Below are 18,570 nucleotides of genomic sequence, written 5' to 3'. Positions count from 1 at the left end.
ACATCAACGCGCGAATGATGATCAAATGATATAGTAAGTTGTTTTTTTGTTTTTAAGGTATTGTAAATGAGTGATTTTTAGTTTTTTTAGGTCAGAAAAAGACAAAAGTAGACAATACGGGAATGTGCTTTACTTTTTACTATTTGTTTGTACAAAATGCGATTTTAATGGTGTTACTTTGGCATTATTAACCATAAAAACTTTATGATTATGGCAAAAAATAGCGGAATTATAAAGATTGAAGGTACGCTGGAAGAGCTGACCTTCTATAAAAAAGACGGCGTTAATTTTGTACGTCGCAAAGCGAGTGTGAGTAAAGCGCGTATTCAAAACGATCCAAGTTATGCACGGACCCGTGAAAACAATCAGGAGTTCGCGCATTGCAGTCAGATGAGTAAAACGTTACGACAGGCGATACATGCGCTGATTTTTTCGGTACGCGACGGAAAGCAACACTACCGATTGCAACAAGTGATGGCAAAGCTTAAAAACCAGGATATGGATTCGGCTCGTGGCATGCGAAAAGTGAGCATCGGATTGGAAACGCCCGAAGGAAAACAATTGTTGAATGGTTTTGATTTTAATACCCAGGCGGTATTGGATCAGATTCTGGCGGCACCCTATACGATCGATACCGACAAGGGAACGGTATCTTTTGCGAATATTTCGCCAGTACAGCATGTTCATTTTCCGACCGGAGCGACTCATGTGGCTTTTCAAAGTGCCGTATTGGCCTTAAACTTCGATACCGGTGTTTCGGATCTGGTGCTAAGTGGAGTAAAGAGTTTGTCGTTGGAAGCTGCTGCTACAACGATTAAGCTAACTGTCGACCGGATACCGGAAGTCGAACATGGTCAGTTAATGTACCTGTTACTGGTTTCTTTTAATCAGGAACTTAACGGCGAACATTATCCGTTGCGAAACGGAGCCTTTAATGCGCTCCGGATTATTGCGGTACCGTAATGATAAAACCCTCTGCAAGCAGAGGGTTTTTTGTTTTATACCTGATAGGTACGCTGAATCGTGAAAAGAAGTAATAGAAATAAAAAAATGCCTTAATATACTTTTTATATCAGGCATTTTTTATTGTTTTTTTATTTTGTGGTTTATATCAAAACCCTTGTATTTACAAGGTTTCCAAAGAGGTTGGAATTGTACTCGATAAAACTACAAAAATTTGAAAGGAATTCACAACCCAGTAAAATAAGGGGTTCCCGTATTTTTTGTTGGAATTGTACTCGATAAAACTACAAAAATTTGAAAGGAATTCACAACTTAGTGTATCATTATTTGAATGATATTCGTGTTGGAATTGTACTCGATAAAACTACAAAAATTTGAAAGGAATTCACAACAGTATCAACATCAGTCAAAGTACCTCGCAAGTTGGAATTGTACTCGATAAAACTACAAAAATTTGAAAGGAATTCACAACTTTCCACCATCAAAGCACAGGTTCGTGAATGTTGGAATTGTATTTGATAAAACTACAAAAATTTGAAAGGAACTCACAACCCAGTACGTCTATCCATGAATATTTGCAATGTTGGAATTGTACTCGATAAAACTACAAAAATTTGAAAGGAATTCACAACATACTTTCTGATCTGGTTATCTGAGGACGAGTTGGAATTGTATTCGATAAAACTACAAAAATTTGAAAGGAACTCACAATCAGGAATTAAAGAAGGAAGTTTTAAAAGCAGTTGGAATTGTACTCGATAAAACTACAAAAATTTGAAAGGAACTCACAACATAAAAAAACAAGGTTATGAATTTTGACGAGTTGGAATTGTATTTGGTAAATCTACAAAAAATTGAAAGGAACTCACAACGCATGACAAACCACGTGCATTTTGAGGTTCGTTGTAACTGTATTTGGTAAATCTACAAAAATTTGAAAAGGAACTCACAACAGCGAGAAAATTGTAAAAAGAATTCTGTAGGTTGGAATTGTATTTGATAAAACTACAAAAAATTGAAAGGAACTCACAACTTCTAACTTGTACAAATTGTCAGACCTAAAGTTGGAATTGTATTCGATAAAACTACAAAAATTTGAAAGGAACTCACAACGATGCAAAAGACCTTGACAAGTGGAATGATGTTGTAATTGTATTCGATAAATACTACAAAAAATGAAAGGAATTCACAGCTGGATGGATACCCTGGATGTATGCCAATTAGTTGGAATTGTATTTGATAAAACTACAAAAATTTGAAAGGAACTCACAACACTGTTGTGGCTACGGTAAATTTTATTACGGTTGGAATTGTATTCGATATAGTTACAAAAATTTGAAAGGTAGTGTACAGTGATTTAAGATTATTATGGAATCGGATACCATAATATATAAAAAAAGCCCCGAAGATAGTCGAGGCGCTAAATGTTTTCACAACGGAATAATCCTTATTGTGAATTCCTTTCGATAGCAAAGTAACTATTTTTTTCGGAAATAACATTACGTAAAACCATAAAATGGTATAGGAATATTTTTTTAAATTTCGGAAAAACAGTTCACTATGAATAAATATATACTCGGATTAGATTTGGGAGTCACTTCAATAGGATGGGCATTGGTGGCAGTTGACGAAAACAACATTCCGGTTCGTATTATAGCAATGGGATCCCGAATTATACCTTTATCATCAGACGATAGGGATCAGTTTCAAAAAGGTCAATCCATAACCAAAAATCAGGATAGGACCAATAACCGAACACAAAGAAAAGGATATGATAGAAAACAGTTGCAAAAAAACGAATTAAAAAAGATTCTCAAGCAATATAATATTTTTCCAACTGAAGAATTGTTGAAGTTACCCATGCTGGATTTATGGAAGCTAAGAAGCGATTCTGTAAATCCGGACGCGGCTATCTCCGGAGCTCAATTGGGACGTATTTTGTATATGTTAAATCAGAAAAGAGGTTATAAATCGGCAAGAAGTGAAGCTAATGCCGATAAAAAAGATACCGATTATGTTCAGGCTGTAAAAGGACGTTATGCAGAACTAAAAGAAAGAAATCAAACCATTGGCCAATATTTTTATGAGGCTTTAAATACGGCAAAAAATACAAACTCGTATTTTAGAATTAAAGAAGCGGTATATCCAAGAGAAGCCTATATAGAAGAATTTGATACCCTAATTGAAGTTCAAAAGAATCAACACGATTTTCTAACAGATAAAGTGATTGAGCAATTGCGGAATGAGATTATTTATTTTCAGCGAAAATTAAAATCGCAAAAAGGATTAGTCAGCATATGTGAACTCGAAGGTTTTGAAAAAAAGGTTCTTGATAAAGAAAAAAATAAGGAAAAACTAGTTTTTGCAGGACCAAAAGTTGCCCCCAGAACTGCACCTTTATTTCAGTTATGCCGGATTTGGGAAGTGGTAAATACGCTTTCACTTAAAATTAAAAATCCAGAAAATAGTAAACACAAATGGAGTGATAGAGTAATTTCTCTGGACGAAAAACAAAAAATTGCCGAGTATCTTTTTTCAAACGGCAATCTTAGTTTTTCGGAGTTACTTAAAATTTTGAAACTTAAAAAAGAAGATGTTTATACCAATAAACAAATACTAAAAGGTATTAAAGGAAATGAAGTCTATGAATCGATTCGTACTATTATTGGAGATAGTGATTTGTTGCAATTTAATGCTGCGGTAGTTTCTTCCAATTGTATAGCTATGCTTGTTGATAAAAAAACAGGTGAAGTACTTGAAGAAAAAGAAGGATTGGAAATAGATAAAAAAGTGGAGCAGGAGCCATTACATCAGTTATGGCACACTATTTATTCCATTAAAGAATTGGAGGAGTGTAAAAATACTTTAATTAAACGATTTGGATTTGATAGCGATACAGCAGAAAAACTTTCTCATTTAGACTTTAATAAACAAGCTTTTGGAAATAAATCGGCTAAAGCCATGCGAAAAATTTTACCCTATCTAATGCAGGGATACGATTATTCGAAGGCATGTAGTCTGGCAGGTTATAACCATTCCAATAGTCTGACAAAAGAAGAAAAAGAGCAGCAACCTCTGGCAGACAGATTGGAGTTATTGTCTAAAAATGACTTACGACAACCGGTTGTGGAAAAAATCATAAACCAAATGATTCATGTGGTAAACGCTATTCTGGAACAATATGGTAGACCGGTTGAAATTAGAGTAGAATTAGCCCGGGAACTAAAGCAAAGTAAGGACGAGCGTAATGATATGGATGTCTGGAATTCGAAAAATCAGAAACTCAATACAGAAATCGGAAGGAGGTTATCAGAGTTAGGATTGCCAACAACGAAACGATATATTCAAAAATATAAGTTTATTTTCCCTTCTTTAAGTAAAAATATTAAAGAGGCACGCGTAAACAACCAATGCATTTATTGTGGTGAAACCTTTAATCTTACGGAAGCACTAAAAGGAGACGCTTTTGATGTAGATCATATTGTTCCAAAGACATTACTATTTGATGATTCTCAAACCAATAAAATACTTGTTCATAGAAAATGTAATGCCAACAAGACCAATCAAACGGCCTATGACTATATGGCATCCAAAGGAAAAATTGAATTAGAATCGTATTTAGAGAGAGTAGACGACTGGCATGGTAGGGGAATTGTTTCTTATGGAAAAGTACAGCGTTTAAAAGCCTCTTATAATGAATATCTGGAACGAAAAAAACAGAAGAAAGAAACGGAATTGGATAGGAAGCTTTGGGAAAACTTTATTGACCGTCAGTTAAGAGAAACACAATATATCGCTCGAAAAGCAAGAATGATTTTACAGAAAGTATGTTCTAATGTAACGGCTACCGAAGGTGGTGTAACGGCAAAGTTGCGGGATCTTTGGGGATGGGACGATGTATTGATGAATTTGCAGATGCCTAAATATATGAGTGTCGAAGAAGCGACAGGCAAAACGTTTATTGGGATAAAAGAATGGACAAGTGATCATGGAAAAAGAAAGCACCAAAAGAAAGAAATAATCAATTGGTCAAAACGTGACGACCACCGTCATCATGCTATCGATGCCTTGGTAATTGCCTGTACCAAACAAGGATTTATTCAGCGGATAAATACTTTAAATGCCAGCGAAACCAGAGATGAAATGAATCGAAAAGTAGAAGAGGCACAAATAGTATTTAAAGAGAAGGCAACATTATTAGAAAAATATCTGATAATGCAGCAACCATTCACAACAGAACAGGTTATGAAAGAAGCAGATAAGATTTTGATTTCTTTTAAAGCAGGTAAAAAAGTAGCCACTATTACAAAATATAAAGCTACAGGTAAAAACAAGCAAACAGGAGTTATTGTGCCAAGAGGGGCGCTTCACGAGCAATCGGTTTATGGTAAAATTAAAGTGATAGAAAAAGAAAAGCCGGTGAAATACTTGTTTGAAAATGCAGATAAAATTGTGAATCCTAAAATTAAAGAGCAGGTATATGAAAGGCTTTCTGAATATAAAAATGAAGTAAGAGCGGCTTTAGCATCACTGAAAAAAGAACCGATTTATTTGAATAAAGAGAAAACGGAAATACTAAATAGAGCTTCATGTTATAACGAAGCTACTGTGCTGAAATATAAACTAGTTGGCTTAAAATCAAAACAGGTGAAAGATATTGTAGACGAAAAGGTAAAGAAGTTGGTAGCTAAACGACTGGCTTTACACGGTAACAACGAAAAAGAAGCCTTTAAAGATACGCTTTGGTTTAACGAAGAAAAGCAAATCCCGATTCGTACGGTTAGATTATTGGCACGACCCGATGCAAATAATTTACAAGTAATTAAAAAGGATGCAAATGGAAAAGAGATTGGTTTTGTATTGACGGGAAGCAATCATCATATTGCTATTTATGAAGATAAAAAAGGTAATATGAGCCAATATAGCTGTACATTTTGGCATGCTATTGAAAGAAAAAAATATCAGATTCCCTATATTATCAAGGAGACATCCGAAATATGGAATGCAATATTAAATAAAGACTATCCGGAATCTTTTTTAAATAAGCTCCCGGCTGATGGCTTACAATTAAAATTTAGTATGCAACAAAATGAAATGTTTGTATTGGGGCTTTCGCAAGAAGAGTTGGATGTTGCATTAAAAAATAATGATACATCTATATTAAGTAAATATTTATATCTGGTTTGGAGTATATCCGATAATAATTATTGGTTTCGACATCATTTGGAGACTAAAAATTCGGAACTGAAAAAAACAGAAGGAGCCAAGGAAAGCAAACGATTTTATAATATCAGAAGTGTAGGAGCATTAATGGCTTTGAATCCGATAAAAGTAAGGATTAATCATTTAGGGACAATAAACAGGATAGGAGAATTTTAAGTAATTAACGATGCTGAAACGAACGATTTATATTGGAATTTGGTAAAACTACAAAAAATTGAAAGGAACTCACAACGCGGATTGGATTAAAAAGCATTTCAAACAGGTTGTAACTGTATTTAATAAATCTACAAAAAATTGAAAGGAACTCACAACTGTAACGAGCCTGACGATTTCTAATCATGAGTTGTAACTGTATTTAGTAAATCTACAAAAAATTGAAAGGAACTCACAACCGTAAAACACGTAGCAATTATCTTTTGTCAGTTGTAACTGTATTTAGTAAATCTACAAAAAATTGAAAGGAACTCACAACCTTAGAGCAATTCGAGAGATTCAACCAAGTGTTGTAACTGTATTTAGTAAATCTACAAAAAATTGAAAGGAACTCACAACCTATTTATTGTTTTCATGTTATTTTGCTCCGTTGTAACTGTATTAGGTAAATCTACAAAAATTTTAAAGAAACTCACAACATAATTCAGATATTAAATCATCGATATTTAGTTGTAACTGTATTTAGTAAATCTACAAAAAATTGAAAGGAACTCACAACCTCTCGCATAGGTTTCACAATCCACTGATAGTTGTAACTGTATTTAGTAAATCTACAAAAATTTGAAAGAAACTCACAACTCAAAAAAGGAATGTATTACAGGCCAAATAGTTGTAACTGTATTTGGTAAATCTACAAAAAATTGAAAAGAATTCATTGTCTTAATAATTGATAGTTTCTACTTTAAGTGTTTTTTATTTTTACCCATTAATGAGATTTTTTATTTTACTACATTCGTAATCGAAATAATCCGCTTGATAGGAATAGAAGAGTAGATAAAACCCAAAAACCAAACCACCAAAAAACTATAAAAAATGGAACAAAAAGAACCAGGAGCCTTAACAAACGAAGAGCTATTACAGGAAATAAAAAAAATGAAAACCACCCGAATTTACGATGCCGGGATTATTGGTTTTTTAATAGGAGTAGCCTTTTATGGCACCGTTAAAGGCGGATTTGGAATATTTACGTTTATTCCGTTGGCGTATATACCTTTTGCTACAAAGAACAACAAAAAATATACTGCGTTAAAAGAACAGCTAAAAGAAAGAGGTTTATAATAAAAACACCTGACAGGTTTTCAAAACGGGTCAGGTGTTTCGATCGCGCGGATTTACTTCGTCTGTTCGGCTAAAACCCAGATCGCGCGGATTTTTAATCCGTGCGTTATATAAACAAAAAAACTACGACATTGCTATCGTAGTTTTTTTATTTTAAATGGAGGTAAAGCTTATTCGGCTTCTACCATCGTATGATATACGTTCATCACGTCGTCATCTTCTTCAATTTTTTCCAATAGTTTTTCCACATCCGCTACCTGATCGGCAGTAAGGGTTTTGGTTACTTGCGGAATACGGTCAAAACCGGATGAAAGGATCTCGATATTACGGTTTTCCAATTCTTTCTGGATGGAACCAAAACTTTCGAATGGCGCATACATCATGATACCGTCTTCATCGGCAAAGATTTCTTCCACACCAAAATCGATCATTTCCAATTCCAGTTCCTCTACATCCTGACCTTCAGCCGGGATTCGGAAGTTACAAGTATGATCAAACATAAATTCAACCGAACCTTGGGTACCCATCGTACCGTTACATTTGTTAAAATAACTACGGATATTGGCTACAGTACGGTTGTTATTGTCGGTAGCCGTTTCGATCAAAATCGCGATTCCGTGTGGCGCATAGCCTTCAAATAAAACCTCCTTATAGTTGGCCGTATCTTTATCGGATGCTTTTTTAATCGCACGCTCTACGTTATCTTTTGGCATGTTGGCCGCTTTGGCATTTTGCATCACCGCACGCAAACGGGAGTTGGTTTCCGGGCTTGGTCCGCCTTCTTTAACCGCCATTACGATATCTTTTCCAATTCTGGTAAACGTTTTGGCCATTGCCGACCAACGTTTCATTTTTCTTGCTTTTCTAAATTCAAACGCTCTTCCCATAAGAGTTAATTGTATTTTGTTTATAGTTTTGTAAAAACAGCGTGCAAAAATAAAATTATTACTGCACTTTAACAAAAAAAGAGACTTTTTAAAGTCCCTTTTCCTGTGATTATTTTTTGTAAAATGGTAATTTCACCACTTTTGCAGCTACATCATTTTTTCGGATTCGGATCGCAATTTCGCTGTCAACTGCCGAAAAAGCAGTCGGTACATAGCCTAAACCAATACCTTTGTTTAGCGATGGCGACATGGTTCCGGAAGTTACAATCCCGATTACATTTCCGTCTTTGTCTACGATTTCATAATCATGACGTGGAATACCTCTTTCGGTTAATTCGAACGCAACTAATTTTCGGGTAACTCCGGCTTCTTTTTGTGCTTTCAGATTTGCGGAATTCACAAACTCTTTGTCGAATTTAGTGATCCAACCCAATCCGGCTTCCAATGGCGAAGTCGTATCGTTGATATCGTTTCCGTATAAGCAGAATCCCATTTCCAAACGTAAGGTATCACGAGCTGCCAATCCGATTGGTTTGATTCCGAATGCCGCTCCGGCTTCGAATATTTTGTTCCAGATGGTTTCGGCATCTTCATTTTTAAAATAGATTTCAAATCCGCCTGATCCGGTATAACCCGTAGCCGAAATGATCACGTCTTTTACACCGGCAAATTCGCCCATTTGGAACGAATAATACGGCATGTTAGCCAAATCGATTGCTGTTAACGATTGCATCGCTTCGGCTGCTTTTGGTCCCTGGATGGCTAATAACGAATAGGCATCGGATGCATTTTCCATAGTTACACCCAAATCGTTGTGTTGTGAAATCCAGTTCCAGTCTTTTTCAATGTTGGAAGCGTTAACGACCAACAGGTAGTTGTTATCGGCAATTTTATAAATAATAAGATCGTCCACAATACCGCCTTCGTTATTTGGAAGACAGGAGTATTGTGCTTTTCCATCCACTAATTTAGAAGCGTCGTTAGACGTTACTTTTTGGATCAAAGCCAGGGCATTTTCGCCACGAAGGAAAAATTCACCCATATGGGATACATCAAAAACACCTACGCCGTTACGAACCGTTTCATGTTCAATGTTAACTCCTTCGTACTGAACAGGCATGTTATATCCTGCAAACGGAACCATTTTAGCTCCCAAACTTTCGTGAACGTGCGTTAATGCTGTATTTTTCATTTTGTGCTGTATATTTATTTTAGGCCGCTAATGTATTGATTTTTTACGGAGTGGCAAAGTGTTTTAGTGTCTGAGATAATCTTTGAGCTCTTCGTAATTTCGAATCAGAATACTTTGTTTTGGTTTGTCCATCATTTCTTGAAGGGATAGTGGAATGAGCAAGCCGTGGTTTAAATACGATTGAACGGTGTCAAGGAATTTAACCGGATGGGCCGTTTCGAGAAATAACCCGGTAGCATTGGGATGTTCCGCTAACTTTTTCTGAAGTCCGAGGTAGCCAACAGCACCATGCGGATCCATGATATACTGCACTTTTTGGAAAACCGATTCCATAGCGATTCGCGTTTCGATGTCACTAAACGTATAGGACGAGAAGTCCTTTTTTAATTGCTCCCGGTCGTGGGCATACAATTCCTGTATACGGATAAAATTACTGGGATCGCTCACATCCATGGCATTCGAAACGGTACTGATAGTCGCTTTGGGTTGGTATATCCCATTGTCCAGATAGCGCGGTACGGTATCGTTGGCATTGGTGGCGGCAATAAAATGGGCGATCGGTAAACCGAGTTGCTTGGCAAGCATTCCGGCACCAATATTCCCAAAGTTACCACTCGGACAGGAAACATAAAGTGGTTTTCCGGTGTCCTGGAGAACTTTATACGCAAAGAAAAAATAACACATTTGCGGTAGCCAACGCGCCACATTGATCGAATTGGCCGATGTTAGGTTTTTGGTTTTTAGATCACTATCCTGAAATGCTTTTTTAACCATCGCCTGGCAATCGTCAAACGAACCCTGAACTTCCAGTGCGCGGATGTTTTGTCCCAAAGTGGTTAATTGCGCTTCCTGAATAGGGCTGACTTTCCCACTGGGATAGAGTACGACCACATCGACATTTTTTATACCCAGAAAACCATTGGCCACAGCGCCGCCGGTATCGCCCGAAGTAGCGACAAGAATGGTTGTTCTCCGGTTGTTATCGCGGTTAAAATACGCCAGACAACGCGACATAAAACGGGCGCCAACATCTTTAAAAGCGAGTGTCGGTCCGTGGAAAAGTTCCAGTGTATAGATGTCTTTTGCTATCGGAACCACCGGAAAGTCAAACGAAAAGGTTTCGTCGATTATCTGTTGTAATTCCTTTTCCGGAATGGCATCTCCGATAAAAGGAGCCAGAGCCCTATAGGCGATATTTAGGTTGTCCGTTTTATTTAAAACCTTAATAAAAGAGGCGGGGAGTGGTGTTATTTGTTCCGGGAAATACAAACCCCCATCCGGGGCAATACTCTGTAAAACCGCTTCCCGAAACCCGACGCGATGTTGTTTGTTCGTAAGACTATAATAGTTCATAATATTGTTTTTAACCGTTAATTAATTGTATTCCCCGGGTTGCAACCGGCGATACGTAAACTTCAAATGGGATTCCGGTTTCGGTATATTTTTGTTCCATTGCAAGAGCTACTTTATGAGCTATTTCAAGACCTTTATTTAAAGTAAAAACAGAAGGCCCTGATCCGGATATTCCGACGCCTAAAGCACCGTTTTGCAAGGCTGTTTCTTTGATCCGATCAAATCCGGGAATATAACCTGCCCGTAAAGGTTCAACGATCCGATCGTGTAGCGAACGGCGTATCAGTTCGTAATCGCTGGTATACAAACCGGCAATTAATCCGCCCAGATTTCCCGATTGGGCAATGGCTTTTTTTAACGGAATTTCGGATGGCAATACAGCCCGCATTTCGGATGTTTTCAATTCGATCTGCGGATGAATAACGGTGGCATATAATTCGGACGGTACCGGTAAAGCTACCACATCCAATGGTTCGTAACCGCGAATAAGCGTAAAACCGCCTAAAAGTGCCGGAGCGACATTATCGGCGTGTTCGCAACCACTGGCCACAGCTTCTCCTTTCATGGCAAATGGAATAAGTTCCTTTGCGCTAAGTGGATTACCCAATAGCATATTGATTCCAAAAACGGCTCCGGCAGCACTGGCGGCAGAACTACCAATGCCACTTCCGGCCTTGATTTTTTTATGAATAATGATATCAAAACCACAATCGGGTTGTAGGGCTTCCAATAAAGCCATAGCAGCGACTCCGGCTACGTTTTGTGTGGCTTCCAGTGGTAAGTCGGCTCCGGTAATCCCGGTAATACGGATACCTTTTTGGGTGGTTTGTGTCACGATCATTTCATCTCCGATGGTTTCGAGACATAAGCCCAATACATCGAACCCGCAGGATACATTGGCCACGGTTGCCGGGCAAAATAGGCGTATAGTTTTCATATTCATTCGTTTTAAATGTTTCCAATTCGTATGACATCTGCAAATAGTCCCGATGCAGTTACTGCGGCTCCGGCTCCGGCGCCTTTAATCTGCAACGGCTGTTCGGCGTAACGATCGGTATAAAACAGAACAATATTGTCTTTGCCTTCCAAATGGTAAAACGGATGTTCCTTTTGGATATATTGTAGTCCCACGCTGGCTTTTCCGTTTTCAAATCGGGCAACATATTTTAAACGACAGGATTGCTGTTCGGCTTTATTATATAAGGCTTCAAAATGGGAAGCATGCTGTTGTAATGATTCGAAAAACGCTGCAGTTGATTCGGCTTCTAAAACAGGATCAGGTAAAAAAGAATCGTTTCCAATCGCGTCGATTTCCATCGGATAACCGCTTTCCCGAATCAGAATCAGGATTTTCCGCATCACATCGATACCACTCAGATCGAGCTTTGGATTGGGTTCTGTATAGCCTTCCTGTTGTGCCTGAAGTACAATATCGTGAAAGCTTTTTCCGGATTTAAAGTTGTTAAATATAAAGTTTAAACTACCCGACAAAACCGCTTGAATCTGATGTACTTTATCACCCGATGCAATTAAATTTTTTAGGGTGTCGATAATAGGCAATCCGGCACCGACATTTGTTTCGAACAGGAAAGGCGCATTGTATTTTTTGGATAGCTTTTTTAATTGCTCGTATTCGGAATATTCCGAGGAACAGGCAATTTTATTACAGGTAACCACAGCGATATTTTGAGAGAGGAAGCGTTTGTATAGCGAGGCTATTTTTTCGGAAGCGGTATTGTCGATAAAAATACTGTTCGGAAGATTTAATGCTTCAATCCGGTTTATAAAGTGTTCCGGGTTGCTGTCTTCGCTCGATTCCAGTGCGGCTTTCCAGTTGTCGAGCGAGATACCATTCACATCAAAGTGCATTTTACGGGAATTGGAAATCCCAACAACGCGGAGGTTTAATCTCAGGTTATCCCGTAAATAGTCTGCTTGCTGATGGAGTTGTTCGAGTAATTTTCCGCCCACATTGCCCACGCCACAAATAAAGAGATTTAACTGTTTAATATCATCTTCAAAAAAACATTCGTGCAGTACATTCAGTGCCTTGACAACGTCTTTTTTATCGATAACAGCCGAAATATTGCGTTCCGAAGCACCCTGAGCGATAGCGCGAACATTGACGTTGTTTCTTCCGAGTGTACTAAACATTTTACCGCTTAATCCCTGATGACTTTTCATGTTTTCGCCCACTAATGCAATAATGCTAAGGTTTTTTTCCAGATATACCGGTTTGATTTTTTGCAATCGGATTTCGTGTTGAAACAGCATATCAATTGCTTTTTTAGCGCGTTGTGCCTGTTCTTCCTGTATACCGATACAAATGGAATGCTCCGAAGAAGCCTGTGTAATAAATACGATATTAATTCCTTCGCGGGCAACGGCTCCGAAAAGTTTTTCGGAAATTCCGGCCACGCCAATCAGCCCGGATCCTTCCAGTGTTAGCAGCGCAATGTTTTCGATATGACTGATCCCTTTTACGGGGTCGTTGTTGGAAGTGCAATCCGAAGTGATATACGTTCCCGGTGCTTCCGAATCAAAAGTATTTTTGATATAAACCGGAATGTTTTTGTTGAGTACCGGCTGTAATGTAGGCGCATAAAGCACCTTGGCTCCAAAATGAGACAATTCCATGGCTTCTTTATAACTGATTTCGGCAATCGCGCGTGCTTGTTTTACGAGCTTCGGATTGGCGGTATACATACCATTTACGTCGGTCCATATCTGTAACTCAAGTGCATCCAAAGAAGCGGCAATAACAGCCGCAGTATAATCGGAACCACCACGACCAAGAGTTGTAGTATGCCCATGATGGGACTCGGCTATAAAACCGGGAAGTATGGTAATGTTAGCCTGATTTTTATCGAAATAATACTGGATGGCATAATTGCTGGTTTCGAAATCAACAGCGGCGTTTCCAAATTGTTCGTTGGTTTTGATCAGTTCCCGGCTGTCGCAATAGGCAACTTTACCGGCATCGGATTGTAATTTTGCAAATAGGATTCGGGATGAAAATAATTCTCCATAAGACAGGATGGCATCGTTCGTTTTTGCCGATAGTTCGCCCAATAAATAACAACCGTCTAAAAGGGAAGCAATAGTCACTAAGCCGGATTCGATATAGGATTGCAGTTCGCTATTATTCTGATCCGGAAGTAGTTTTTGTACGACTTCATAATGTCTTGTTTGAAGTTCGCTTAGAATATTTTTATAGTGAAGATCACGGTTTTTAGCCCGGTTAATGGCCTCCGATAACGAATCGGTTACACCAGCCAAAGCCGATACAACCACTGCTTTTTTTCCGGGGATATTTTGCATTACTGCGATAGCCTTTTTGATATTCTGTTCGTTTGCGACAGAAGTACCTCCAAATTTTAATACTTTCATAGTACTATATGTTATAGCCTGTAACTGTTTGCAGTGAAAGGCGTAGGATTGAAAAATAAGAATAAAAATGGAGTCGTTTGAAAATAAACGACTTAGCGGTGTTAGTAAATAACACGCAACTACACTGGACTATATGAAATGATTATACCCCGGACGGGGTAGTTGTTGTTGTAGTGGTAACAATAGAAATGACAGCCGAAGAAGATTCGGTTGCTATAAGGGACTTATATTTTCTATTGTCTGTTAGCATTATTACAAATATAGGAGTTTTTGTTTAGAAAAAGCTTTTTTTGTAAATTTATAGAATGTCAAAAAAGGATAGTATATGGACAATCTGATAAAAGTCGATAAAAATATAGTGTTACAACGGTTTCATCCCATCGGTAAATTTTCGCATAAAGGGATACAGGGACATGCTTTGATCATCGGTGGAAGTTATGGTAAAATTGGCGCGCCTTGTTTGTCGGCTAAAGCCTGTTTAAAATCGGGTGCAGGACTAGTAACGGCCTATATTCCCAAGTGTGGTTATGAAATTATGCAGACAGCACTTCCGGAAGTCATGGTAGAAACCGACGATTATCCGACACATATCCGGGCGATCGATACCAAACTAAAAATACAGGCGGTTGGAATCGGAATCGGGATTGGTCAGCATCTGGAAACCCAACAGGCTGTTTTTCATTTTTTAAAACTAAATAAAGCGCCTTTGGTAATCGATGCCGACGGGATTAATATTCTATCGGAAAACAAAGAATGGCTGGAGTTTTTACCACCCAAAACCATTTTGACACCGCATGTAAAAGAATTGGAACGACTGATTGGCGCATGGAAAAACGAAGCGGATAAAATGGAAAAAGTGAAAACACTTTCCAAAACATTCGATATTGTAATGGTGATTAAAGGGGCACCAACGCACCTTGTTTATCAGGATCAGGTTTTTGAAAACACAACCGGGAACCAGTCTTTGGCAACTGCTGGAAGCGGCGATGTGTTAACGGGGATTATAACCGGTTTGTTGGCACAGGCCTATGATCCGGTAGACGCGGCTGTTACCGGCGTTTATATTCACGGTTTAACGGCCGATATTGCTTTACCGGAATTGGGCTATCACGCGTTTGTGGCTTCCGATATCATTGCGTATCTCGGCAAAGCGTTCCATACGTTATACGAATAAAAAAACGCTTCCATTCGGAAGCGTTTTTTGTTATTTAACACCTTGTTTGGTGAATAGCTCTGTAAGTTGTGGATCCGATGGTCGTGGTGCGTCTGCCGTAACGATATTTCCGTTTGGATCGACCAGAATAAATCGCGGAATACTTTCAATTCCGTATTCTTTTATAAACTGAGAGCCCCAGTCGTTATCCGCAAATAACTGGATACCGCCTAATTTTTTCTCGTCTACCAGTTTTTTCCATTTGTCGTAGTCTTTTTTAGCATCGATCGAAATACTTACAAATTCGATGTTTTTACCGTGGTATTGTTCTTCAACTTTTTGAAGGTGTGGAATTTCCTGACGACACGGACCACACCAGGTTGCCCATACGTCGATATATACAAACTTACCTTTTAGGTTGTCTAATGAAGTCTGACCGCCTTTGTAGTTTTCATAATTGAATTTAGGCGATGGTTTTCCTGGGATCAATCCTTTGATTTTGTCGAATTTTTCGGTTAAGTCTTCTTTGAATTTGGTGTCGGTAGACAACGCCATGATTTCTTTGTATAAGGCTTCCGATTCGGTATTTCCGGCACGAATCTGATAGCCTAAGTTTTGTAGAAAACTGTTTTTGATGCTCGGACTTTTTATTTTTTTGATTTCCGTTAAAATACGATCGCTTAATTCTTTTTCGGTCAGATTTGCGCTGTTTTCCGATACTTTCTGATTAAAACGTGCGGCAATCAATTGTTTATACGGATTGGAAAATAAGAAGTCGGTATCACTATCCATATCAAGGGTAGTATCGAATTTCGGGAAGCTTTCAGAAGGTTTGAAGTTTTCCTTTTTGGCATAATGTGCATGATAGGCCGGGTAGTTTAGCAATAAAAGTTGTTCGAAATAGTCAATACTTTTTTGTTCGTTCTTTTTAAAACCGGCATCGGTAAATTTGGTACTGTTGTACAATCCCAAAACGGCATTTTTTAATTCTTTGTTTTTATTAAGATAGGTAGTTTCGTCCTGACTGTAAAAGGTCTGCGGATTACCAAGCATGGTATTTACCAGTTGACTTTTCTTAACCAGATATTGATTTTCAACACTGCCATTTCCGGAAAAAGCAAGTGAGGGATTAAAATTATCATCGTCGGCGGTAATGTTTAGTTTGGTTCCTTTGGCCAGATATAAGGCAGCACGGTTGTTTTTGGTGCTTAACGTATAGGAACCGTTATACGAAATAGGGAAGGTTTCGGAAAACGAACCGTCGGGTTTTAAAGTAATCTCTTTGTAAAAACTTTCGCCTTTGATTTTGATCTTTTTTTCTTCGGTATTGCTGATTTTTCCGGATATCGTAATCGTTTCTGCCGGTAGCGCAAACGACGACAATACAAGGATCATCAACAAATAAAGTGTGTTTTTCATTGAAAATAGTTTTTAGTTGGTTTTTTTAGGAGTTCAAATATAAGGATTGTTGTTTGTATAATAACATCCGAAATAGGTATAATATAGTTTGTTTTTTAGGCATATTTTATGGAATTTTGAGCAATTAATTTTTTAGACAAAAATGGACACAATACATTATATAAGCTCCGATGTGATTTCACTGGAGTTACTACAGGAAATCATTTCGCAAAACATGAAACTGGAGTTATCGGAAGAAGCACGTATAAATATCGAAAAATGCCGTGCTTATCTGGATGCCAAAATGGAATCGCATGGCGAGCCGATTTACGGAATCAACACTGGTTTTGGCTCTTTGTGTAATGTGAAAATTTCAAACGAAAACCTGTCTAAGTTACAGGAAAATCTAGTAAAATCGCATGCTTGTGGTACCGGAGATGAAGTGCCGCATGAGATTGTAAAAATCATGTTGTTGCTTAAAATCAAATCGTTAAGCTTTGGTCATTCTGGTGTACAGTTAAAAACGGTAGAGCGATTGGTTGATTTCTATAACAACGATGTTTTACCGGTGATTTATACGCAGGGCTCATTAGGTGCTTCCGGCGATTTGGCACCATTAGCGCATTTGTCGTTACCGTTAATCGGAGAAGGTGAAGTGTATCTGGATGGTTTCCGCCAGCCGGCTAAAAAAGTCCTTGAAAAAATGGGATGGGAGCCAATCGTATTGCAATCCAAAGAAGGATTGGCGTTGTTAAACGGAACACAGTTTATGAGTGCTTATGGCGCTTATGTGTTATTAAAAGCAAGTAAATATGCGTATTTGGCCGATCTTATCGGAGCAATTTCTCTGGAAGGATTTGATGGACGAATCGAACCGTTTAACGAACTGATTCATTTGGTTCGTCCGCATAAAGGACAAATCAATACAGCGAAACGTTTTAAGGAATTATTGGAAGACAGTGAAATTATAGCGCAACCTAAAAAACATGTTCAGGATCCGTATTCGTTCCGTTGTATTCCTCAGGTACATGGTGCTTCAAAAGATACGATCGATTATGTAAAACGTGTTTTTAAAACGGAAATCAATTCGGTTACCGATAACCCTAATATTTTTATTGAAACGGATGAGATTATTTCCGGTGGAAACTTCCACGGTCAGCCGTTAGCATTGGCGTTGGATTTCCTTGGAATTGCGTTAGCCGAACTGGGTAATATTTCCGAAAGACGTACGTATCAGTTAATTTCCGGATTACGTGATTTACCGGCCTTTTTGGTTAGCGATCCGGGATTGAATTCCGGATTTATGATTCCGCAATATACTGCTGCAAGTATCGTAAGTCAGAATAAACAATATGCAACTCCGGCGAGTATCGATAGTATCGTATCGTCTAATGGTCAGGAAGACCATGTGAGTATGGGCGCTAACGCGGCTACCAAAGCTTTGAAAATTATGGAAAACCTGGAGCGTATTTTGGCTATTGAGCTAATGAATGCTTCTCAGGCCATTGAGTTCAGAAGACCTTTACAGTCAAGTGAGTTTATCGAAAGCTTCCTGAAATTATACCGCGAAGAAGTGCCTTTGGTAACGGAAGACCGAATTTTACATTATGATATCGAAAAATCGGTAGCGTTTTTAAACAGCTTCCAGATGGACGAAGTATTGTTTGAGTAATACAATAAATAGATCTGGCTATATAATTTTTACACCTGACAGGTTTTTAAAACCTGTCAGGTGTTCT

The 18,570-nt window shown here is 38.2% G+C and carries 11 protein-coding genes; 5 read left to right on the top strand and 6 right to left on the bottom strand.

All coding sequences use genetic code 11. The features are described from left to right. The first annotated feature begins 210 nt into the window (after positions 1-210). The 3 genes from AAFN64_RS10770 to AAFN64_RS10760 all read left to right on the top strand — a co-directional run bounded on the left by AAFN64_RS10770 (position 211) and on the right by AAFN64_RS10760 (position 7,458). The gene (locus AAFN64_RS10770; RefSeq protein ID WP_347760434.1) at positions 211-963 is read left to right on the top strand and encodes a hypothetical protein; all 753 of its coding nucleotides are present in this window, start codon (positions 211-213) and stop codon (positions 961-963) included. A gap of 1,560 nt (positions 964-2,523) precedes the next feature. Next, positions 2,524-6,342, top strand: coding sequence for a type II CRISPR RNA-guided endonuclease Cas9 (gene cas9 / locus AAFN64_RS10765; RefSeq protein WP_347760433.1), 3,819 nt, complete (start codon positions 2,524-2,526; stop codon positions 6,340-6,342). An 870-nt stretch (positions 6,343-7,212) separates the two neighbouring features. Further along, a complete protein-coding gene (locus AAFN64_RS10760) occupies positions 7,213-7,458 on the top strand; it encodes an FUSC family protein (RefSeq protein WP_347760432.1) in 246 nt (81 codons plus the stop codon). A gap of 170 nt (positions 7,459-7,628) precedes the next feature. On the opposite strand, the gene AAFN64_RS10755 is transcribed toward AAFN64_RS10760, so the two are convergent. The 5 genes from AAFN64_RS10755 to thrA all read right to left on the bottom strand — a co-directional run bounded on the left by AAFN64_RS10755 (position 7,629) and on the right by thrA (position 14,280). Then, positions 7,629-8,345 (bottom strand): YebC/PmpR family DNA-binding transcriptional regulator, encoded by a 717-nt coding sequence (locus AAFN64_RS10755; RefSeq protein ID WP_300489905.1) that lies wholly within the window; start codon positions 8,343-8,345, stop codon positions 7,629-7,631. Between the two features lie 109 nt (positions 8,346-8,454). After that, a complete protein-coding gene (gene gcvT / locus AAFN64_RS10750) occupies positions 8,455-9,537 on the bottom strand; it encodes a glycine cleavage system aminomethyltransferase GcvT (RefSeq protein WP_347760431.1) in 1,083 nt (360 codons plus the stop codon). A 63-nt stretch (positions 9,538-9,600) separates the two neighbouring features. Continuing rightward, complete coding sequence (gene thrC / locus AAFN64_RS10745) at positions 9,601-10,890, bottom strand: threonine synthase (protein WP_347760430.1); 1,290 nt, start codon at positions 10,888-10,890, stop codon at positions 9,601-9,603. Positions 10,891-10,900: 10 nt separating this feature from the next. Continuing rightward, positions 10,901-11,827 carry a homoserine kinase gene (locus AAFN64_RS10740; protein WP_347760429.1) on the bottom strand — a complete coding sequence of 309 codons (927 nt, stop codon included), beginning with the start codon at positions 11,825-11,827 and terminating at the stop codon, positions 10,901-10,903. An 11-nt stretch (positions 11,828-11,838) separates the two neighbouring features. After that, on the bottom strand, positions 11,839-14,280 hold the full coding sequence (gene thrA, locus AAFN64_RS10735; RefSeq protein WP_347760428.1) for a bifunctional aspartate kinase/homoserine dehydrogenase I: 2,442 nt from the start codon (positions 14,278-14,280) through the stop codon (positions 11,839-11,841). A gap of 325 nt (positions 14,281-14,605) precedes the next feature. On the opposite strand from thrA, the gene AAFN64_RS10730 reads away from it, so the two are divergent. Beyond that, a complete protein-coding gene (locus AAFN64_RS10730; protein ID WP_347760427.1) occupies positions 14,606-15,454 on the top strand; it encodes an NAD(P)H-hydrate dehydratase in 849 nt (282 codons plus the stop codon). A gap of 30 nt (positions 15,455-15,484) precedes the next feature. Here the strand turns inward: AAFN64_RS10730 and AAFN64_RS10725 are convergent, their stop codons facing one another. Further along, positions 15,485-16,852: a TlpA disulfide reductase family protein gene (locus tag AAFN64_RS10725; protein WP_347760426.1), complete on the bottom strand. Its 1,368-nt coding sequence runs from the start codon at positions 16,850-16,852 to the stop codon at positions 15,485-15,487. 142 nt (positions 16,853-16,994) lie between these two features. Here AAFN64_RS10725 and hutH point away from each other — a divergent pair, with 142 nt between their 5' ends. Beyond that, the gene (gene hutH / locus AAFN64_RS10720; protein WP_347760425.1) at positions 16,995-18,503 is read left to right on the top strand and encodes a histidine ammonia-lyase; all 1,509 of its coding nucleotides are present in this window, start codon (positions 16,995-16,997) and stop codon (positions 18,501-18,503) included. Positions 18,504-18,570 lie beyond the last annotated feature (67 nt).

The organism is Flavobacterium sp. CAU 1735, from assembly GCF_039888695.1.
In the GTDB taxonomy this organism is placed as follows: domain Bacteria; phylum Bacteroidota; class Bacteroidia; order Flavobacteriales; family Flavobacteriaceae; genus Flavobacterium.
The sequence above is the reverse complement of the archived record's forward strand: the minus strand, read 5'-3'. Positions and strand labels throughout refer to the sequence as shown.